Annotated in this window: 17 protein-coding genes; 14 read left to right on the top strand and 3 right to left on the bottom strand. The window is 39.6% G+C overall.

Annotated elements, in window-relative coordinates; all coding sequences use genetic code 11:
• Positions 1 to 16 precede the first annotated feature (16 nt).
• From KV40_RS27085 to KV40_RS27055, 7 genes are all read left to right on the top strand, one after another.
• A complete protein-coding gene (locus tag KV40_RS27085; protein WP_036487785.1) occupies positions 17 to 913 on the top strand; it encodes a phytanoyl-CoA dioxygenase family protein in 897 nt (298 codons plus the stop codon).
• A gap of 43 nt (positions 914 to 956) precedes the next feature.
• The gene (locus KV40_RS27080; protein WP_036487784.1) at positions 957 to 2,048 is read left to right on the top strand and encodes a GNAT family N-acetyltransferase; all 1,092 of its coding nucleotides are present in this window, start codon (positions 957 to 959) and stop codon (positions 2,046 to 2,048) included.
• Between the two features lie 60 nt (positions 2,049 to 2,108).
• The gene (locus KV40_RS27075) at positions 2,109 to 3,209 is read left to right on the top strand and encodes a glycosyltransferase family 4 protein (RefSeq protein WP_036487783.1); all 1,101 of its coding nucleotides are present in this window, start codon (positions 2,109 to 2,111) and stop codon (positions 3,207 to 3,209) included.
• Positions 3,210 to 3,225: 16 nt separating this feature from the next.
• Positions 3,226 to 4,188: an NAD-dependent epimerase/dehydratase family protein gene (locus KV40_RS27070; protein ID WP_036487782.1), complete on the top strand. Its 963-nt coding sequence runs from the start codon at positions 3,226 to 3,228 to the stop codon at positions 4,186 to 4,188.
• A gap of 75 nt (positions 4,189 to 4,263) precedes the next feature.
• On the top strand, positions 4,264 to 5,241 hold the full coding sequence (locus tag KV40_RS27065; protein ID WP_036487781.1) for a glycosyltransferase family 4 protein: 978 nt from the start codon (positions 4,264 to 4,266) through the stop codon (positions 5,239 to 5,241).
• A gap of 235 nt (positions 5,242 to 5,476) precedes the next feature.
• Positions 5,477 to 6,598 (top strand): aminotransferase class I/II-fold pyridoxal phosphate-dependent enzyme, encoded by a 1,122-nt coding sequence (locus KV40_RS27060; protein ID WP_036487780.1) that lies wholly within the window; start codon positions 5,477 to 5,479, stop codon positions 6,596 to 6,598.
• Positions 6,599 to 7,284: 686 nt separating this feature from the next.
• Positions 7,285 to 9,234 carry a polysaccharide biosynthesis tyrosine autokinase gene (locus KV40_RS27055; protein WP_216595742.1) on the top strand — a complete coding sequence of 650 codons (1,950 nt, stop codon included), beginning with the start codon at positions 7,285 to 7,287 and terminating at the stop codon, positions 9,232 to 9,234.
• A 137-nt stretch (positions 9,235 to 9,371) separates the two neighbouring features.
• Here KV40_RS27055 and fusA read toward each other — a convergent pair whose 3' ends face one another.
• Entirely contained in the window at positions 9,372 to 11,462 is a 2,091-nt protein-coding gene (fusA, locus tag KV40_RS27050; protein WP_036487778.1) for an elongation factor G, read from the bottom strand.
• Positions 11,463 to 11,480: 18 nt separating this feature from the next.
• Between fusA and KV40_RS35360 the strand changes: the two genes are divergently transcribed.
• On the top strand, positions 11,481 to 11,696 hold the full coding sequence (locus tag KV40_RS35360; RefSeq protein WP_156114207.1) for a hypothetical protein: 216 nt from the start codon (positions 11,481 to 11,483) through the stop codon (positions 11,694 to 11,696).
• Positions 11,697 to 11,774: 78 nt separating this feature from the next.
• On the opposite strand, the gene panD is transcribed toward KV40_RS35360, so the two are convergent.
• On the bottom strand, positions 11,775 to 12,188 hold the full coding sequence (gene panD / locus KV40_RS27045; protein ID WP_036487777.1) for an aspartate 1-decarboxylase: 414 nt from the start codon (positions 12,186 to 12,188) through the stop codon (positions 11,775 to 11,777).
• Between the two features lie 191 nt (positions 12,189 to 12,379).
• Here panD and KV40_RS27040 point away from each other — a divergent pair, with 191 nt between their 5' ends.
• From KV40_RS27040 to KV40_RS27020, 5 genes are all read left to right on the top strand, one after another.
• Positions 12,380 to 12,583, top strand: coding sequence for a hypothetical protein (locus KV40_RS27040; protein WP_036487776.1), 204 nt, complete (start codon positions 12,380 to 12,382; stop codon positions 12,581 to 12,583).
• 190 nt (positions 12,584 to 12,773) lie between these two features.
• Positions 12,774 to 13,646, top strand: coding sequence for a response regulator (locus tag KV40_RS27035; RefSeq protein WP_036487775.1), 873 nt, complete (start codon positions 12,774 to 12,776; stop codon positions 13,644 to 13,646).
• 22 nt (positions 13,647 to 13,668) lie between these two features.
• Complete coding sequence (locus tag KV40_RS27030; protein ID WP_036487774.1) at positions 13,669 to 13,965, top strand: circadian clock KaiB family protein; 297 nt, start codon at positions 13,669 to 13,671, stop codon at positions 13,963 to 13,965.
• Positions 13,966 to 14,018: 53 nt separating this feature from the next.
• Positions 14,019 to 15,527, top strand: coding sequence for a circadian clock protein KaiC (kaiC, locus tag KV40_RS27025; protein WP_036487773.1), 1,509 nt, complete (start codon positions 14,019 to 14,021; stop codon positions 15,525 to 15,527).
• A gap of 60 nt (positions 15,528 to 15,587) precedes the next feature.
• The gene (locus KV40_RS27020; protein ID WP_052056000.1) at positions 15,588 to 17,036 is read left to right on the top strand and encodes an ATP-binding protein; all 1,449 of its coding nucleotides are present in this window, start codon (positions 15,588 to 15,590) and stop codon (positions 17,034 to 17,036) included.
• A 79-nt stretch (positions 17,037 to 17,115) separates the two neighbouring features.
• On the opposite strand, the gene KV40_RS27015 is transcribed toward KV40_RS27020, so the two are convergent.
• Positions 17,116 to 17,553, bottom strand: a complete 438-nt coding sequence (locus KV40_RS27015) for a response regulator (protein ID WP_036487772.1) — start codon at positions 17,551 to 17,553, stop codon at positions 17,116 to 17,118.
• Positions 17,554 to 18,556: 1,003 nt separating this feature from the next.
• On the opposite strand from KV40_RS27015, the gene KV40_RS32690 reads away from it, so the two are divergent.
• On the top strand, positions 18,557 to 20,683 hold a 2,127-nt coding region (locus KV40_RS32690; protein ID WP_156114206.1), incomplete at its 3' end, for a DUF4347 domain-containing protein.

Below are 20,683 nucleotides of genomic sequence, written 5' to 3'. Positions count from 1 at the left end.
CTTATGCGATCGCGACATGGAAACTTTAACCCAGTCTCTTACTCAAAAACAATTAGACTTTTTGCCTACCGAAACAGATATTGCTTTTTATGAAGAACATGGCTGGTATATTTCTCCAAAAGTAATTTCCGAAGAAATAATCGATTTAGCAATCGAGGGTGCAGAAAAGTTCTATCGCGGCGAACGAGATGCTGCCCTTCCCGTAACCACTGGTTACAGTAACTGGAAACCAGAAGATGGCGATATCGTTCGTAATAACGAATTTGTTTCCTTGCAAAAAAAAGAACTAGCTCGCTTAGCCTTGCAGCCGATTATTGGCGCGATCGCTGCCAGACTAGCCAGAACTAGCGAAGTTCGCCTGTTGGACGACCAGCTAGTATACAAGCCACCAAGAGACAGAAACATTAACACTACCGTTGGTTGGCATAGCGATCGCGCTTATTGGGCAACCTGTAGTTCTAATAAACTGCTTACCGCCTGGATTCCCTTTCATGACTGTGATGAAGCTAGAAGCCCTTTGGTCGTACTAGATAAAAGTCATAAGTGGTCGGGACTAGAACACGTGCGTCATTTTAACGATCCCGATTTAGAAAATTTGACAGGCAAGTTTCGAGGTGAAGGCAAACAAGTAGTTAAAGTTCCGATGACCCTAAAAAAAGGTCAGGTCAGCTTTCACAACTGCTGGACAATTCACGGTAGCTATCCCAACCGTAGCGATAAATTTCGCTTGGCTTTAGCAGTGCATCTTCAAGACGCAGATAACCACTATCGACCATATAAAAATCAGCAGGAACGTGAAATTCATATCTTTGACGAACAACTATGCCGCAAACTAGCTAACGGCGATCCCGACTTTAGCGATCCGAAGGTGTTTCCAGTTTTGTGGTCGAGAGATAAAGCTGGGTGTTCCTAAAAGTTATAACCAGTAAATTTATGACGATCGCATTACCAAAAATATGAATATCCAAACCCTCGATCTACAAAATTCTTTATGGAGAGAAACTCTTACTAAACTAAACCACGATGCCTATCATTTACCCGAATATGTATCGTTAGAAGCTAAAAGAACTAATACCATAGCCAAAGCTACGCTCATCAGTGAAAAAGACAGCATTTTTTTTGTTCCTTACTTACTGCGTTCCTGCGATGACCTCATTCCTGCCACAAATACCAGGCTGTTTGACATTGTTTCTCCCTATGGCTACCCTGGCATTTTATTAAATGAGGCTGCCAAACACGATCCTGGTTTTCCCGATCGCGCTATAAAAGAATTTCAGCAAGTTTTACAATCGCAACGAGTATGTTCGGCTTTTTTGCGTCTGCATCCGATTCTCAGCGATAATTTTCAGACGTTGTTTGCTTCCGACCTGTTTACGGAAAATGGTCAAACAGTTTCTGTAGATCTAACCCTCGACGAAGATAAAATTTGGGCGCATACCCGTAAAGGACATCAAAGCACGATTAATAAATGCATGCGTCTGGGTTTAGTTGCCAAAACCGTTCCTGTTGCCCAACATTTAAATGAGTTTTTAGCAATTTATAACGAAACAATGGAACGAGTAGCGGCTAAAGATTTGTATTTTTTTAGCCATGAATACTTTACTAACTTATTAAAGCTAGAAGACAAACTGCATTTAGGCGTAGTAGAGTCAGATGGACAAATAGTCTGTGCCAGCTTGTTTTTTGAATGCTGCGGCATAATTCAAGCTCATTTAGGCGGCACCAAAACTGAATTTTTAAAGCAGTCACCGTTTAATTTATTACTCCACCACATGCGGTTGTGGGGAAAAGAACGAGGAAATAAATTCTTACATATAGGCGGTGGCGTTGGCGGCAAAAAGGATAACCTTTATACTTTTAAATCTGGTTTTTCTCGTCAAAGACATCAGTTCTTAACACTACGTTTGATTGTCGATCGCGATAAATACAATTATTTAGTCAATTTAAGAGCGAATAATTTAGATATTCCCCCCGAAACTTTACTAAAAACAAATTTTTTTCCTGCTTATCGTGCTGTTTACCATCGAGAAGTAAAAAATCACAACTAATAAACGAGGTTTGACTAGTTTGCCTGCATTATACAATAAGCTTAATAAGAGCAAAAAATTATGAAAATATTGTTCATCGTTGCGAGAGCAGATACAGTTGCTGGAGCACAAATTCATGTTAGAGATATGGCAATTGCTTTGCAAAATCGACAGCATAAAGTATTAGTAATTACAGGAAAAAAGGGTATTTATAACGCAGTTTTAAAGCGTGCAGAGATTGAATCTATTACTTGCGATTCCTTACAGCAACCTATATCTCCCTGGCAAGATTGGTTATCCCTAAGATTTTTACTAAATAGCATTCGTAAGTTTCAGCCAGAGCTAATTTCTACTCATTCTAGTAAGACGGGGATTTTGGGACGGCTGGCAGCCAAAATTACCAAAACTCCCTGCATTTTTACCGCACATGGTTGGTCTTTTACCAGTGGAGTACCAGAACCAAGCCGTACTATTTATCAGACAATCGAACAATTAGCCGCACCTCTAGCAGACAAAATTATCTGTGTTTCAGAATGCGATCGCCAGATAGGTATTCAATCGGGAATGAATCCAGAAAGATTAGTCACTATTCACAACGGCATGAAAGATCTCGATCGCACCTTTATAGCCAGGCACAACACAACCAGCACCATCAAAATTGTTATGGTAGCTCGCTTTAGCAAACAAAAAGATCACTTAACCTTAATTGAAGCTTTTAAAGACATTCCTCAAGCAGAATTACTTCTGGTAGGAGATGGCGAAAAATTAGCGGAAGTAAAAGCCTATATTCATCAGATTGGCATCTCAGAAAAAGCAAAAATTCTGGGGTTTTGTGAAAATGTAGAAGAAATTCTAGCTCAAGCGCACATTTTTGCTTTGATATCAAACTGGGAAGGTTTACCTCGTACGATTATCGAAGCCATGCGAGGTGGTTTGCCAGTAGTAGCCTCTGATGTTGGCGGCGTAGCAGAACTAGTAGTAGATGGTGTAACTGGTTATCTCATTCCCCGACAAGATACTAATACATTACATCAGCGGTTAGCAAATTTAGTTAGCGATGCAGCGCTACGGGAAACAATGGGAAAACAAGGTCGTCAACGTTACGAATTAAACTTTACTTTCGAGCAAATGTATTACAAAACCTTGCAGGTATATGACGAAGTTATGAGCGAAAGAGGATAATATCTAGCTAAAACCTATGAAAGTTTTAATTACAGGTGCGACGGGATTTATTGGCAGTCGTCTAATCCCTAGATTAGAACGAGAAAACAATTGTCAGCTATACGCCGCAATTCGCCATCAACAGCAACTACCAACTACAGTTACGCCAATAGTCGTAGGAGAAATAGACGGTAACACAGAATGGAATCAAGCTCTAAAAGATATCGATACCGTAGTTCATCTAGCAGGGCGCGCTCACGTTTTAGATGAAAAAGCAGCCAATCCCGCAGCAGAATTTATTAGAGTCAATATAGAAGGAACGGCTAACTTAGTCCGACAAGCCATAAAAGCTGGAGTAAAACACTTTATTTTTATTAGCTCTATTGGCGCGATGACAACTCTGTGCGATCGCCTATTAACTGAAGACTATCCGCCAAATCCCGATACTCCCTACGGACGTAGCAAGCTTAAAGCCGAAAAAGCGATCGTCGAACTAACCAAAAACAGCTATATGACCTGGACGATTTTACGTCCTACCTTAGTATATGGCAAAGGTAATCCTGGTAACATGGCAAGTCTGGTTAAGTTAGTACGCACGGGATTACCTTTACCCTTTGGGGCGATAAAAAATCGTCGTAGCTTTCTCTATGTGGGTAATCTAGTCGATGCGATCGCTGTCTGTCTGGCTCATCCTCAAGCAAAAAACAGAATGTTTCTGATCGGCGATAATCAGATTCTTTCAACTCCCGAATTAATTCAAATCATTGCTCGCAATCTCGATCGACGCTCTTTCTTGCTTCCTATTCCTGCTAGTATTCTCAAACTATTGGGCTACATGGGAGATGGCATAGAAAATTTTTGGCAAAAATTTCCTTTTAATAGTACTGCTGTAAATCGTCTGCTGGGTTCTTTAGCCATAGACAATAGCGATATTTGCCAAACTCTAAACTGGAAACCTCCTTATACAACCGAGAGCGGTTTAACTCAAGATTTTTCCTGAATTTACTTACCTAGCAAATGTACTAATTTGGCAATGCCAAACCTCTACTTATTCTCTAATTACTGGTTATCGATCGTGATTTTTCTGGCTTTATTACTATTTAGTTGTCTTTTGAGTTTGGGCATTACGGGTTTAGTCAAACAGTATTCAAGTCGTCAACTTTTAGATATTCCCAATGCTCGTAGCTCTCATACACTTCCTACTCCTAGAGGCGGAGGTTTGGGTTTTATTTTGGCTTTTGCTATTGTAGGAATAATTTACGCTAGTTTGACAGAGCAGTTTTCTCTACTTATTTCCCTCTGGCTAGTATTAACGCCTTTAGCTCTTGTTGGGTTTCTTGACGATCGCTGGAATTTACCCGCTACTGTCAGATATCTGGTACAGCTACTAGCAGCTAGTGTGGCAATAGCTTATTTTGGAACTGCGCCGCTATGGGGTTTATCCAATCTAGGTATGGTTGGCAAAATTTTGACTATTGCTTTTTCTGTTATCGGTATTACTGCCACGATCAACTTTTATAACTTTATGGACGGTCTTGACGGATTAATAGCAGGAGTAACGACATTACAGCTAGCTTTTATTGGTTTGTATCTGCATCAGCCATTGTTTCTACTCTTAGCGGCAGCTTTAGTCGGATTTTTGTGGTGGAATTGGTCGCCTGCCAAAATTTTTATGGGAGATGTTGGCAGTACGGTGTTAGGTGCCAGTGTGGCGATCGCGCTACTGACTGGTAGACATGAATCACCTTATATTTGGTCGCTGTTTACCATTACCCTGCCTTTAATTGGCGATGCAGTCTATACCCTGGCTCGTCGGTTGTGGCAAGGTGAAAATATTTTTCACGCTCATTGCAGCCATATATATCAGCGTCTACAGCAATCGGGACTATCTCATGCTAACGTTGCCGCTGTCTACATGTTGTTGACCGCAGTTAATATAACGATTGTTAGTTTGTGGGATATGTATAGCGTGGGTATTAACTTAATAGCTACACTTTTGGCAATTGGTGGTTCTGAATGGTATTTGCAACGTCAGACTTTGGCATCTAACTGAGTCTATATCCCTATATTCCTAACCTAAAGTTATTTTAGGTTTAATAGAGTAAAGCTACTTATGAAAACGCTCGCCTAAAACTAAACAGAACTCACCTTAGCTTTATTATTTTGGCAAGATAATTAACAGTATCTTGATATGTAATAATGGCATCTTTATTGAATATTGATATAAGAACAATTCAATCAATCGTACAATCGATTTTATATATATAGTTAAGCAACATATCAATTTAATGACCAAACCGATCTTGCTCTCAACTCCTCACATGAGCGGGAAAGAACAGGAGTATGTCAAAGAAGCCTTTGACACTAACTGGATCGCTCCTGTTGGTTCCCATATAGATGCTTTCGAGCAAGAATTTTGTCAGGCTATAAACGCCAGTCACGGTGTTGCTGTTAGTTCGGGTACGGCAGCTTTGCACCTGGCTTTAAGATTGATTGGAGTGCAGACTGGGGATGAAGTTTTTTGTTCTACTCTTACCTTTATTGCTAGTGCTAGCCCAATTACCTATTTGGGTGCTAAACCAGTTTTTATCGATAGCGATCGCCACTCTTGGAATATGAATCCTGATTTATTAGAGGAAGCCTTGCAACAGCGAGCCAAAATCGGTAAGTTACCCAAAGCCGCGATCTTAGTACATTTATACGGTCAAAGTGCCGATATAGAACCAATTTTAAAAGCTTGCAACCGCTATGAAATTCCTTTAATTGAAGATGCTGCCGAATCATTGGGAGCGACTTATAAAGGACGAGCTACGGGAACGTTTGGTCGTATGGGAATTTTTTCTTTTAATGGCAACAAAATTATTACTACTTCTGGCGGCGGAATGTTAGTTTCTGAAGATTCTAGCCTGGTTAGTAAAGCTCGTTTTTTGGCAACTCAGGCGCGCGATTCTGCTCCTTACTATCAACACTCTGAAATAGGCTACAACTACCGTCTCAGTAACGTTCTTGCAGGTATTGGTCGCGGTCAACTGCTGGTGCTTGAAGAACGGGTGGCAGCTAGAAGACGCAATTTTGAATTTTATCAGCAAGCATTAGGACACCTACCAGGAATAGAATTTATGCCTGAAGCTGACTTTGGAAGAGCTACACGCTGGCTGACATGCCTGACAATAGATTCGACTGCTTTTGGAGTAGATCGCGACCGAGTAAGATTGGCTCTTGCAAAACGACAGGTTGAAGCTCGACCAGTTTGGAAACCACTACATTTACAGCCAGTGTTTGATGAGTGTGAATGTATTAGAGGTGATGTAGCCAAAAGTTTATTCGAGGACGGACTTTGTTTGCCTTCTGGCTCTAATTTAACAATTAAAGAGTTAGAAAAAGTTGTTAGTGTAATTAGAAATATCTAGCTAAATTTTAAGTTTGGACTTATACAAAAAAAAAGTCATTAGTACCATTTAAATAAGTAAAGATGGCTAAAGTCTTGACTATTTAGATTGTTCTAGCCAATTAACAAATTGCCAACACTTTCTTGCATCGGGTTTAAAGTTTATGGTAAAATCTGAATTTGAATTAGATAAACACAAAACCATACGTTGATTTTTATCAAGACTTAGTATACTTTACTGTCTTCTGCTATTCTGCGACAATAGTTTACAGTTTTGGTTGGTTTGGCAATTTTTTATTCTGTTATTGCATTTTAGTTAAGAATGATTTTTTAATGCAATCTTATATTAAAGATTAATTCTTTTATTTAAATTTAAAAGCTGTTTGAAAATTTGTTGCAGTTTTGGAAGCTATACTTAGTTTTGATAGATTAATTATTTGATTTTGCTGTACGAAAGATTATTAGAGCAAACACAATCTAAAAAAACATTTTCCTGGGTCGCTAAACATTTTTATATAAACTACAAATTTAGTATTGCCTTCAAAAATTACTATGGAATATATAGAAACTTCATCCAATTTTGAACCTAACGTTGGTTTAGACTATTATTTGAAAATTTTAAGGCGACGTCAATTACCTGCTTTGTTCATTTTTATTTCGGTTTTTGCAGTTTCAACTGTGTTTTCTCTAACTAAAAAACCAACATATGTGGCGGAAGGCAAGATACTAATTAAAAAACTAAGTACGATTACTTCTCTAACAGAAGTAGGTGAGGGAATAGGACAGCTACAGTCTGTAGACGATAAAGAAAGTAATCCCCTCGAAACAGAAAAAGAAATGTTGCTTTCTATACCGTTAATTGTAAAAACAATTGAAACTCTCAATCTAACTGATGATAATAATAAACCACTGACTATAGAAGAATTTTTAAATAAGGTTGCAGTTCAACAGATTTCTAAAGCAGATATACTTCAAGTTTCATATGAAGATAAAGATTCAGAAAGAGCTGCTATCGCTGTTAATACTTTAATGAAATTTTATTTGCAGAAAAATATTTCTACCAATCAAGCTGAAGCTAAAAGTGCTAGAGAATTCATCGAGCAACAACTACCAAAAGCAAAAGTTAGAGAAAACCAGGCCGAACAAGCTCTTTATGACTTTAAAGCGCAAAATAATTTGCTCATTTCGATCGAGCAACAGAAAGAGCAAGCTTCAGAAATACTTTCAGATTTAGACCAAAAAATTATCCAAATTCGAGCCGAATACACAGACTTGAGCGATCGCATCAGATTATTGCGTAATAACTTAGATACTAATTCATCAGCAGCAATCTCTACAACTTCTCTCAATGAAGCTTTTTATAATACAGTTCCTGACAATTCGGAAGAAGAAGTATTATTAACGCGATTAGAAGAGCTAGAGGCTCAATTAGCTATCCAAGAAAGCCGTTTTACTGCCAATCATCCCGATCTCGTCTCGTCACAAGCTCAAGTTAGAGGATTAAAACAACAGGTTTTAAGCAAATTAGAAGCCAAACGTCAAAATTTAGTTAATAAAATTGCAACTCTCAAGCAAGAAAAATCTGCTTACAAACAAAATCTAATGGCATTACCCCCGATAGAACAGCAGCTAAGTCAGTTAGAAAGCCAGTTGCAAACTGCCAGATCTACATATTTAAAACTAATAGACAAACTTGAAACAGTCAAGCTTGCTGAGAGTCAAACAGTTGCCAATGCCTATATACTCTCGCCTTCTACAGTGCCAGAACAACCAGTTTCTAGCAAATCTGTAGTTTTGCTATCAGGATTATTACTCAGCACTTTGGTATCTGCTGCCAGTATTTGGTATTTAGAATATAAAGACAAATCTCTCAAGACTGTAGAAGAAGCAAAAGCTAGATTGAGACTGCCAGTACTAGGGGTAATTCCGCAGTTGAATCGATCTAAGCTAGCCAATCTTTCTAGCAGTAATTCAATAGATTTCGATCGAGCGTTGGTAGTTAAAAACAACTCTATTGCACCTCTAACTCGTTCTTACTCTATGCTGCAAACAAATTTGGAATTTTCTCAGTCACAAAAAGGAGTAAAGACTATTGTGGTGACTAGTTCGATTCCCCAAGAAGGAAAGTCAACAGTAAGCTTTAATTTGTCAAAAATTATGGCACAGAGAGGACTTAAAGTTTTAATCGTAGATGCGGACTTAAATCCCAACGAAAAATACGAACAATACTCTTCTAACTTATCAGAATGGTTGGGAATCAAAGTCAGCAAGGTAAATTTAAACGATATTCTTTCGGGAAAAGTTAAATATCAAACGGCTATTCAACGCATAACTGACAATATCGATCTGCTACCAACTGAATCGGAGGCTTCCAGTTCTATAGCTCGTCTGGATTCTTCAGCAATTGCTTCCTCAATGGAAGAATTTTCTGCTGATTATGACTTTGTAATTATCGATACTCCTCCTTTGATAACTAATTCTGAAGCTTTGGTTTTAGGTAAAATGGCAGACGGCATTGTTATGGTAGTTCGACTCGGACTTGCTGATACTAACAGTATTACTCTTGCCAAAGAACGTTTAGAACGCTCGGAACAAAATGTTTTGGGTATAGTTGTCAATGGTTCTGGTTCCGAACGTGAGGCTTATGAATATTATTAAAAAGGCTTTAGGTGACTTACGAGCAACTTACTTAAATTGTCCTAATCTAACAATCTAATTTTGTGCGGCTATAAAAAAGGGCTGGCGATCTTAGCCACCAGCCTTAAGCTATTAATATTTAGTTATTTTGCGTCCGATTAAACAGCAGCAGCTTCACGCTCTTTTACTTCGGCAATTACTTCATCGGCAACATTCTTAGGACAGGGAGCATAATGAGAAAACTCCATAGAAAATTGACCGCGTCCTGAAGTCATGGTGCGTAAATCGCCAATGTAGCCAAACATTTCGCTCAAAGGAGCTTCTGCCTTAACTCGCACGCCCATAGGAGTGGTGTTTTGTGCTTTAATCATTCCCCGACGACGGTTGAGATCGCCGATTACATCACCCATGTGATCTTCTGGAGTAAACACATCGATATTCATAATCGGTTCTAGTAATTGGGGTCCTGCTTTAGGTATAGACTGACGATATGCCGCTCTGGCAGCAATTTCAAAAGCGATCGCCGAAGAGTCTACAGGGTGATAGGCACCGTCTGCTAGAGTAATTTTTAAGTCTACACAGGGGAAACCAGCCAGTACGCCGTTTTCAATACTATTTTCAAAGCCCTTTTGTACTGCGGGCCAAAATTCTCTAGGTACGTTACCACCTGTTACTTTTGACTCAAACTGGAAGCCAGTTCCTGGTTCACCAGGCTCGACAACATAATCGATTTTACCAAACTGACCAGAACCACCAGACTGTTTCTTGTGGGTATAGCTATCTTCAATTCGTTTGGTAATCGATTCGCGATAGGCTACTTGAGGCTTACCGAGTTCTACCTCTACTCCATGAGTCCGCTTGAGAATATCGGCTTTAATATCCAGGTGCAGTTCGCCCATACCTTTAATAATGGTTTCGCCGCTATCCTGATCGGTTTCGACATAGAAGGAAGGATCTTCCTGAACCATTTTGCTCAATGCCATACCCATTTTTTCAGCCATAGCTTTGTTTTTGGGTTTAACTGCAATTGAGATTACGGGATCGGGGAACACCATCGGTTCTAAAGTAGCAGGGTCTTTAGGATCGCAAAGCGTATGTCCTGTCTGGACATTTTTCATCCCCACAATCGCTACAATATCACCTGCTTGAGCCGTATCGATTTCTTCGCGAGAGTTGGCGTGCATTTCTACCATCCGCCCGACGCGTTCGGTTTTGCCAGTAAAAGTATTGAGTACGGTATCTCCTTTATTAATCGTACCCGAATAAATACGAGTAAAGGTCAGTGCGCCATAGCGGTCGTCCATAATTTTAAACGCCAACGCACGTAAGGGCTTATCGGGATCGACGATCGCATATTTACCAGATTCATTGCCTTCTAGGTCAATTTCTGGCTGTGGTTTGACTTCTTGAGGGTTGGGTAAATAGTCAACTACGGCATCTAATACTAACTGTACGCCTTTATTTTTGAAAGACGAACCGCAGTAGGTAGGGAAGAAAGATAGATCGATCGTTCCCTTGCGAATACAGTGTTTGAGTTCGTCGATACTAATTTCTTCACCCTCAAGATATTTTTCCATCAGGTTGTCATCTTGTTCGATCGCGGTTTCTACTAACTCTTCGCGATAAGCTTCTACATCATCAACCATATCGGCAGGAACGTCTTGAATTTCGTAGTTCATCGGATCGCCCGACTCATCCCAAATCCAGGCTTTGCGGGTTAGCAAATCGACAACGCCTTTAAAATCGGATTCTCTACCAATAGGCAGCACCATTACCAAAGGTTTGGCAACTAAAATTTCATCAATTTGTTTGACAACGTTGAAAAAATCCGCGCCAATGCGATCGAGTTTGTTGACATAGATGATGCGAGAAACTTTGGAATCATTGGCATATCGCCAATTGGTTTCCGATTGGGGTTCTACGCCGCCAGAGCCACAAAAAACGCCAATTCCACCATCGAGAACTTTAAGCGAACGATAGACCTCAATCGTAAAATCAACGTGACCGGGAGTATCGATGATGTTTAACTGATGATCTTTCCAAAAACAGCTAGTAGCGGCAGACTGAATTGTAATACCTCTTTCCTGCTCTTGTTCCATAAAGTCGGTAGTTGCCGCGCCTTCATGAACCTCACCGATTTTGTGAATCTTACCAGTCAGTTTGAGAATTCTTTCGGTTGTAGTGGTTTTTCCAGCATCTACGTGAGCGAAGATGCCAATATTTCGATAAAGGGTAAGGTCTTTTTTCATATTTTGCTAAATAGGTGATTGCTACAATATAGTTGGCGATCGCGCTTTGCGCGCTGGCTTTGCCAATCGCTTTTTAAGGGTCGCTCGAAGAAGATACCGTTCGATTCTAGCGAGCGGTGTAACTTCAAATTTCAACCGCTTATAGTTACGATAGAGCGTTTTTTGTTAGGATTGAGCCGTCTGGAAACGGCATTTACTATGCCCAAACCGCAGTGGCGGAGACTGTGGCAATAGTGTCTAATTATATTGCCAATTATTAATTAATAATAAGATATTTACCCCTCCGATTGTAAGTGAGGAGATCGCTACACTTCAAAATGATTCAAACTGTAGGCTATCGGTATCGGGTATTAAAGTTTGCCTGAGCAATTTTTGACAGCGATTGTTGGCATCGGCGATCGCTACTTGGGCTTGATGTCCGTACTGTAAAATTTTAGCGCGATCGCATGTCTCGTAAGCAATAATTATTAAAATATCTCCTGGCTGACATAATAGTGCTGCTCCTCCATTAGAACAAACTTCACCACTACCTGCTACACCAGGAATAGCATATGTAGTCCAACGCTTACCATTATTGAGATTAATTACGTCTACCTCTTCTAAAGGTAAGATGCCGACTTTATCCATTAAATCTCGATCGATCGTAATGCTGCCAATATAGTCGAGGTTTGCTTCGGTCACTCTGACCCGATGCAGTTTGGCATGCATCAGTTTAATTTGACCCATTGATTTGTGACTAAATTCCTCTTTTATCTTAGACAAAATAAATTTTTTAACCCCAATTCTGGATCTTAAATTTGAAGCGGCAACATCGTATCTTGTTTGGGTTTGGCAACTAATTACGCCTACCTGTCTGGGTTATTGAAGCTCAAATATTCTACTACAATTACGTATTAGATGAATTAGCATACTAAATAATGAATCCCGATAATGTAAATTGCGCGGTAGATTGCGTTGACGGTTGCGTCCTGGGCGATCGCTGCCCCCATCAAGAATATCAACAGGAAACAGCTAAATTTATTGAAGATACTTCTTTAGACAAAATGATCGAAATAGCTGAAATAGCTAGAATGAAAAAGCTGTCCGAGCCTCCTAAATGGGTGATTCCCGACGAAATTTGAACCTAAAACTTTAGTACAGTAGGCATTTTTTTAATAATTTTTTTATAAAGTTATGGTTTTCTAAGTATCCTTACCTATAATAGTGTCAGTCTTACTAAGATTTAATTATTTTAAAGCTGACACAAAGCCTAAGTGGGTTGTGAAACGTAGTGGCTTGCCATATTTTTGTAAATAAACAGAATTATTGTCCGTGTTAAATCGTCCCTGCCGAGTACTAATAATCGAAGACCAACCAGAAGACATCGAACGCACTAAAACCATGTTGAGCGGTGCGAGGTCTGCTTCTTTTCCCAAAGGATTTGAGCTAGAGTACGCTCAGACTCTAACTGGAGGCAAAAACCTGCTCGATCGCCAAAAATTTGACGTGGTTTTGCTAGATTTAATTCTGCCCGATAGTCGGGGTATGAAGACTTTGCAAGCTATAGAAGACTATGCAGAGCGAGTTCCATTTATCATAGAAACGGCAATAGAAGACGAAGTAATTGCGGTAAAAGCTTTAGAATATGGAGCCTGTGGTTATTTACCCAAGATTTTGATTGACGATAATCTAATCGTTTATGCAATTCGTGCGGCAATCGAACGCAAGCAGTTTGTCAAAAAAAATATCTCTCAGCAACAGAATGAAATAGATGTTTTAGAGCAAATAAGTACCGAAATTCCCGTCCGCGATCGCCCCTTTACTAAAGTAGAATCTTTGCAAGAAAGGATGCCAGATGTTGTTGATGAAATTAAGCAACGCTATAGCAAAATACTATTGCGACAAGTCGAAAACAAACTGTATGATGTAAATTACCAAATTAGTAACGAACTCAATCTTTTAGTCGAACAATTAGGATATTTGCAGGCTACTCCTAAAGATGCAATTGATATACATACAGCAGCTATTAAGCAAAAACAAATAAATTTGGGGCGTATAGAAGCTCAAATTTTTGTTACAGAAGGACGTTATTTATTGTTAGAAGTAATGGGCAAATTAGCAGCTTACTATCAAAGATATTACATTGGACTGAGTAAGATGAATACAACTCATAGTTATAATAAAGTGTCCTCGCCAAAAGAATAATTAAGTAGGACAAACATTTTTAATGTGTGAGATTTATAGATTAAAATTATATGTTAGCGGAGATAGTTCCAGAAGCCGTTTGGCGATTGCTAATTTACAAGAATTTTGCGATCGCGAACTGCGCGAACGTAGTGAAATTACTATTATTGATATTTTAAAATCTCCCGAAATTGCCGAGCGAGAAAAAATTTTAATTACCCCTACTTTGGTTAAAGAATTTCCACCTCCTCAAGAACGCGTTATTGGCGATCTTTCCAACACCGATATTGTTTCTTTTGCACTAAGTCTGCGCTCGCATCCGCTCAGACAAAAGCCATAACAAGTAGTACATGTATTTAGTGAATTAAAGTTGGTTAAGTAAACTATTTTTAAATGAACTCAGAACAGCAAATACCATCACTTAAATTGGCTACGGGTATACCTGGCTTTGATGACATTTCTGAAGGAGGATTACCTCAAGGAAGAACTACATTGGTAGCGGGAACCGCAGGTAGCGGCAAAACTATTTTTTGTACTCAATTTTTAATTGAAGGCATTAAGCAAGGACAAAATGGCGTTTTTATTGCCTTTGAAGAGCCGCCTAAGATGATACGTAAAAATGTTCGTGGTTTTGGCTGGAATATTTCCCATTGGGAAGCAGAAAATAAATGGATGTTTGTCGATGCCTCGCCCCAAGATCGCAGCGTTTTATTGGTAAGTGGAGAATACGACCTCGATCCTTTAATCGCACGACTAAAATATGCGATCGAGCAGGTAAACGCCAAACGAGTCGCAATGGACTCTTTAGGGGCAATTTTTAGCTATGTACCCGATGTCGGACAAGTACGCAATGCCCTATTTAGACTCGCTCAAATATTGAGAGAAATGGAAGTTACAGCCGTGTTGACTTCAGAACGTACTTCCGATTATGGCGATATTAGCCGTTACGGAATTGAAGAGTTTGTTGCCGATAATGTAATTATTTTACGCAACAGTTTGACAGAAGAAAAACGCCATCGCAGTATAGAAATTCTCAAGTTTCGCGGCAGTTCCCATCAACTGGGAGAATTTTCTTTTACTATATCCGATGAAGGTTTTGTGGTTATTCCTTTTTCTACAGATGTTCTCAAACGCCAAGCTTCTATCCAGCGCCTAACCTCTGGCAATAGAGATATCGATACCATGTGCGGTGGTGGCTGGTTTCAAGGTTCGATTATTCTGACTTCAGGAGCGACAGGTACGGGAAAAACTCTCATGGCAGCCAAATTTGCAGCTGGAGGAGTGGAACAAGACGAAAAATCCCTGCTGTTTGCCTTTGAAGAAAGCCGCGAACAAATGATCCGCAATGCTGCGGGTTGGGGAGTCGATTTTCGCAGCATTGAAGAGGCGGGGCAACTTAAAATTGTCTGTCGCTATCCCGAAATTGCTTCAATCGAATCTCATTTTGTCAATATGAGAAAACAGATTAGAGAGTTCAAACCGCAAAGAGTAGCCATAGATAGCCTATCGGCTTTAGAGAGAATTACTACTAAAAAAGGATTTCGCGAATTTTTGCTTACTTTTAATACTTTAGTCAAAGAAGAAGGCATTACCGCTTTATATACTACTAATACAGTCAATTTGATTGGCAGTGAAACTATTACCCAATCTGATATTTCTACCAACACCGATTTAATTATTTTGTTGCGCTATGTTGAGGTTTATGGGGCGATACGACGAGGTATAGCGATTTTAAAAATGCGCGGTTCGCAACACGAAAAAAGCATTCGCGAATTTACTATCGACGATAAAGGAATGCAAATTGGACAGCCTTATCGCAACATTATGGGGATTTTGGCAGGCAATCCCACTTACGCCGAGCCAGACGAAATCGATCGCCTGAACGATTTAGATTTAATTTAATTATTTACAATAGATAAAAAACTAGCAAGTGTTACCCAAAAGCGTCAGAGTAGCTACAGTATGAAAACCAGTGCCAAGAAAATCGAGCTACTAATCTTACACAATTCCCATCCAATTGCCGACTCTATAAGTTCGATGCTCGATCGCGCTACCTATAAAATTGAAGAACTACAAATAGACACTGGAGAAGATTTTATAGCCTGTTTGAACTCTAATGTCGATCTAGTGTTATTAAACTGCTGTCATTTTCCCCTGGCAGTCAAACCAGCTTTAGATTTACTCGCTTCTAAAATAGCAGTTCCTACAATTGTTATCGACAGCAAACCTAATATCGCCAATGCCATTCGGGCAATCAAAGCAGGTGCTGTTGAATATTTACCTATCACAGAGCTAGAACGCCTGCCAACTGCCATAGAGCAGACTATATTAGCAGCAAAAAACCACGATTTATCATCCGAGTCACTCAGCGAAGCCGATCGCCAGTTACAAAAACTAATTACCCAAAATGCCGATGGGATTATCGTTGTCGATCGCCGAGGTATAGTCAGATTTGTCAATCAAGCAGCATTAACCCTGTTAGAAAGAACCGAAGCCGAAATTTTAGGAGATTGTCTGGGCTTTCCTGTAATGGGTGAAGATTACTTAGAGGTAGATATTCCTTCTAGAGACAAAGGTATACCCCGCGTTGCTCAAATGCGCGTTAGTGAAATTCAATGGCAGGAAACGACAGCTTATTTGGTTTCCCTTAGAGATATTACCAAACTCAAACGTATTGAAGCCGAACGAGCCGAACTACTAGAACGCGCTCAGGCTGCTAACCGCGCTAAAGATGAATTTTTGGCAGTTCTTTCTCACGAACTGAGAACACCTCTAAACCCTATCGTAGGTTGGGCGCAAATTCTGAGCCAGAATGACCTGAGCCAAAAACAAATTCAAAAAGGAGTTGAAATTATTCACCGCAATGCGATGTTGCAGGCTCAATTAGTCGGTGACATTCTCGATATCTCGCGTATTATTAGCGGCAAACTCAAAATGCAGACGACGGTTGTTAACTTGACTGACATTATTGAAGATGCATTAGAAACCGTACGCTTCTCGGCACAAACTAAATTAATTAAAATTGTTACCAAGTTAGAATCGACCGAGCCAGTTAGAGGGGATGAAATGCGTTTGCAGCAAATTGTCTGGAACTTACTCTCCAACGCTATTAAGTTTACTCCTCGGGAGGGAAAAATAACTATATCTCTAAAAAGCGTTGGTACAGACGCGCAGTTTCAGGTAGAAGATACGGGTAAAGGTATCGAAACAGATTTTCTACCCTATATCTTTGAATATTTTCGTCAGGCAGATAGCTCTAGAAGCCGCAGTACTGGAGGACTGGGTTTGGGATTGGCGATCGCCCACTATTTAGCCGAATTACATGGCGGTACTTTAACTGCTTATAGTGAAGGCAAAGATAAGGGTGCAATTTTTACCTTTACTTTGCCAACTGTAGTCGCAGAAACTTGAAAAAATCAAAAATCAAAAGTCAAAAGTCAAAAATTTGTTTTAGCTTAATGCTTTTGACTTACGAGCGGCGCGAGATCGACTATTTCTTGCCAATACAGTCTGTAGGATTTTGCTGTTTGCTTAAAGCAAGTTCGATCGAATATGCTAGATTGCTAAAAATAAACGGCTTACTAATGTATACATCGTAACCTGCCGCCAGAATACTATCGCGATCGCTATCTCTAGCAGCAGCAGTTACGGCGATCGCTGGTATGGTAGATAAAGATTTTGGCTGTAAATTTCTCAGACGTTCGATCAACCAAAAACCATCACGTTCGGGCATGTAAATATCGCTAATCAGTAGAGAAGGTTGAAAGTTTTCTATTGCCTGTAAAGCTTCTGCGGCATTACTTACCGCTTTTACCGTAGCTCCAATCTGTTCTAAGTAGATAGTAATAATTTCTCTCGAATCAACTACATCTTCAACTACAAGCACACGCACCTGGTTAAGATCTAGCTCGGTTTTACTTTGCTCCATATTCTGTATTATGCGTTTTGCTGCTCTAATAGTTTGTTTTCAACTAACTGCTACTTTATGCCCAAAACCTTTAAATTTAACCACAGCTTTAAATCAAAACTAACAAACAACTATTATAAAATTTTACCGTTTTTATGTATTAATTTTTATCTACGCTAAAAACTTTAGCCAAAATATTTTAACAAATTTTTAATACGTTTATTATCAATTGTAATATTATATCCCTAAACTCTAATAAATTAAATGTTTGTTTAATATTTTTTTAATTAGTCTGTATAATTTCGTAAATTTTAGATAGTTGAGAAATTAAATTTTGTTTATTGCCCAGAGATTGTTTGAAAAGTTTCATTTGCCACATGTGACCTCCCTTCGGATCGATACAGAACAAGTTGCTGGCAAAGCAGCATTTTTATCCACTGCAAATTCCTTAACAAAATACTCAGCAAGATTTCTTTACCCCAAGAGGGGTGAATAGAGGCCGAGGATATGCATAACTGAGAACTCGAACTATAAAAAGAACTTTTTGGATGTTCTCTAAAGCTGCACTAGCTCCAACTTTAAAGTAATATCGCCTGTCTAACGAAAAATACTGAAACACAAACTCTACTTTAGCGCGATCGCCCACAGCCAACTTTATCTTAGCTTAAAAATTCAGTAAAAATCACTAGGCGGTTGTTATTAAAATTTCTGCGTAAATAATTTATTCAATTTCTCTAATAGTTTCGTCGCCTTGTTAAGGTCGAGACTGCCATATTTTTACTGATGTCATTTCAATTTTCGTTAATTAGATTGGTGAAGGTTTATCTAGCCTTTAAAACGCACATTTATTTTTATTTGACAGTACGTATGCGCACATAACATTTGATATTGATTGCTTTCAAACCGCTCGGCTATAGCTATAAGCGTAATTTTATACTCAATATTGCCTCAGTTTTTCTACTTATCTGGTTCAAAAATTTATTTGACTTTGTTAGGCAATTTTATAGATTTCAATTAACTACTTATGAATTTATCTCGCGCCACTTTTATTACTACTGATGTAAATATGTTGCCTACTAAAACCAAACTAGTTTTTATTGACTCTCAAGTTGAAAACTATCAAGCTCTAGCTGCTGGTCTAGTTCCCGAAGCAGAAGTAATTATTCTCTCAGAGAAGCGCGATGGTATCGTTCAAATAAGTGAAGCCTTAAGCCAAAGACAGCAGATAGCCGAAGTTCATCTCGTCTCACATGGTTCTCCTGGCTGCCTGTATCTCGGCAACACCCAACTCAGCCTCGACACATTAGATAAGTATCGTGAAGACCTAAAAACCTGCTTTTCTTCCTATTCCCTGCGCTCCACTCTCTACTCCCTACTAATTTACGGTTGTAACGTTGCTGCTGGCGATGCTGGCGAAGAATTTATCGCCAAGTTACACGACATTACTAGTGCCGAAATCGCTGCGTCTACTACTCGCACTGGTAATGCTGCTAAAGGTGGAAACTGGAATTTAGAATACCGCACTGCAAATATTTCAGCAGAAAATGCTTTTAGTTTGCAGACGCAAAATTCTTACGCTGGAATATTAGCGTATATCCTCATCGATAATAAAACTAGCGGTACTATTAGCGGTACGACAACAACGACAAATCCTCTAGTTAGAACCTTTAACATTACTAACAACGTTACCGTTAGCAACCTTACTTTAGGTCTAAATGTCACTCATGCTAGAAGGGGAGATCTTCTTTTCACCTTAACGTCTCCAGATGGTACTACGGTTACAGCAGTTACTAATGGTAGTGATGCTAACACCAACTACGACCTTCTGTTACAAGACGGTTCGGCAAACCCAATTAATGACGGTAATACAGATACTATTGCCGCCCCTATTTACAGTGCCGATCGTATTGCTGCACCCTCCAATCCTTTTTCAGCTTTTAATGGTAAGTCAGCTCAAGGAACTTGGACACTGAGAATTGCCGACACCGTTCCCGCCTCAAATAATGGAACTTTTAACAGCGCTCGCCTTACCTTAAATCTTCCTACTTCTCTAAATTTTCAAAATCCGACTCTGGTATCGGGAACAAATCTTCAACCAGGAGCGGTTTATCGCTTTTCAAATGTTATAACTGGTGTCGATGCCTTGGTTACCGTTACTGCCTTTAATGGCGGTGCGACTTTGAATGCGATCGATTCTACTGCTAATGGTACGGCAGCAGCCTTTCAACCAGAGGTCAATGTACCAGCAAACGCTGCCAATGCTAGTGTTGATTTTGCCTTTAGCTTCGTCAAAAGCGGTACAACTACTCAGACAACGGTTAACGACTTTTTATTAAGCCCAATTGATGTCGATGGTGATAATGTTGCCATTAGAGAATATGTAGAGTTAAGCAATATTTCTGCCTATACTGTCGAGACCGGTAGCAATCTTACAACTACTTATACTGCTGCTACAGAAACAACCCGTTTTGAGGCTAAAACTAATGCTGTTGTAGCAGGAATCGATCCTAGTGTTACTGCTAATATCGCAACCGCTCAATTCGGTGGGGTAAAAAGCTTTACTTATAAAGCAGGTGCTTTACAGAATGGTGCCAATGCTCAAACCAGACTTTTTTCCTTAGCTGCCAATACAGTTTATATAAATAATTACACTACTCCTGTTACTACTACAGTTAATCAGACTCCAGTTTTAGACTTAGATGCTAATAATAGCAGTACTGCTACGGGTGCTAACTTCATCACCAGCTATACTGAAAATGCTGCTGGTGTAAGCATTGGCGACATCGATACGACGATTACCGATGCTGATGATACCAACATTGAATTTGCAGTTATCACCCTCACCAACCCTCAAGCTAGCGACTTATTAGCAATAGGAAGTCTCCCTGGGGGAATAACTGGTAGCTACGATTCAGCGACACAAACAGTTACTTTAACTGGTAGTGCGACTCTGGCTAACTATCAAACTGCCATTCGTGCCGTTACCTTCAGCAACACCTCCGACAACCCCAGCACCACACCTAGAACGGTTACAGTAGTCGTCAATGACGGAGAAACTAATAGCAACACTGCCACAACCACCATCAACGTCACTGCTGTCAACGATCCACCAGTTTTAGATTTAGATGCTAATGATAGCAGCACTGCCACT

The organism is Myxosarcina sp. GI1, assembly GCF_000756305.1.
Taxonomy (GTDB): Bacteria; Cyanobacteriota; Cyanobacteriia; order Cyanobacteriales; family Xenococcaceae; genus Myxosarcina.
The sequence above is the reverse complement of the archived record's forward strand: the minus strand, read 5'-3'. Positions and strand labels throughout refer to the sequence as shown.

Coding starts and splice junctions, on each gene's coding strand:
- KV40_RS27070 (WP_036487782.1), top strand. CDS start 3,226: ATGAAAGTTTTAATTACAGGTGCGACGGGATTTATTGGCAGTCGTCTA.
- KV40_RS27080 (WP_036487784.1), top strand. CDS start 957: ATGAATATCCAAACCCTCGATCTACAAAATTCTTTATGGAGAGAAACT.
- KV40_RS27040 (WP_036487776.1), top strand. CDS start 12,380: ATGAATCCCGATAATGTAAATTGCGCGGTAGATTGCGTTGACGGTTGC.
- kaiC (WP_036487773.1), top strand. CDS start 14,019: ATGAACTCAGAACAGCAAATACCATCACTTAAATTGGCTACGGGTATA.
- KV40_RS27020 (WP_052056000.1), top strand. CDS start 15,588: ATGAAAACCAGTGCCAAGAAAATCGAGCTACTAATCTTACACAATTCC.
- fusA (WP_036487778.1), bottom strand. CDS start 11,462: ATGAAAAAAGACCTTACCCTTTATCGAAATATTGGCATCTTCGCTCAC.
- KV40_RS27015 (WP_036487772.1), bottom strand. CDS start 17,553: ATGGAGCAAAGTAAAACCGAGCTAGATCTTAACCAGGTGCGTGTGCTT.
- KV40_RS27085 (WP_036487785.1), top strand. CDS start 17: ATGGAAACTTTAACCCAGTCTCTTACTCAAAAACAATTAGACTTTTTG.
- KV40_RS27075 (WP_036487783.1), top strand. CDS start 2,109: ATGAAAATATTGTTCATCGTTGCGAGAGCAGATACAGTTGCTGGAGCA.
- KV40_RS27060 (WP_036487780.1), top strand. CDS start 5,477: ATGACCAAACCGATCTTGCTCTCAACTCCTCACATGAGCGGGAAAGAA.
- KV40_RS27030 (WP_036487774.1), top strand. CDS start 13,669: ATGTGTGAGATTTATAGATTAAAATTATATGTTAGCGGAGATAGTTCC.
- panD (WP_036487777.1), bottom strand. CDS start 12,188: ATGGGTCAAATTAAACTGATGCATGCCAAACTGCATCGGGTCAGAGTG.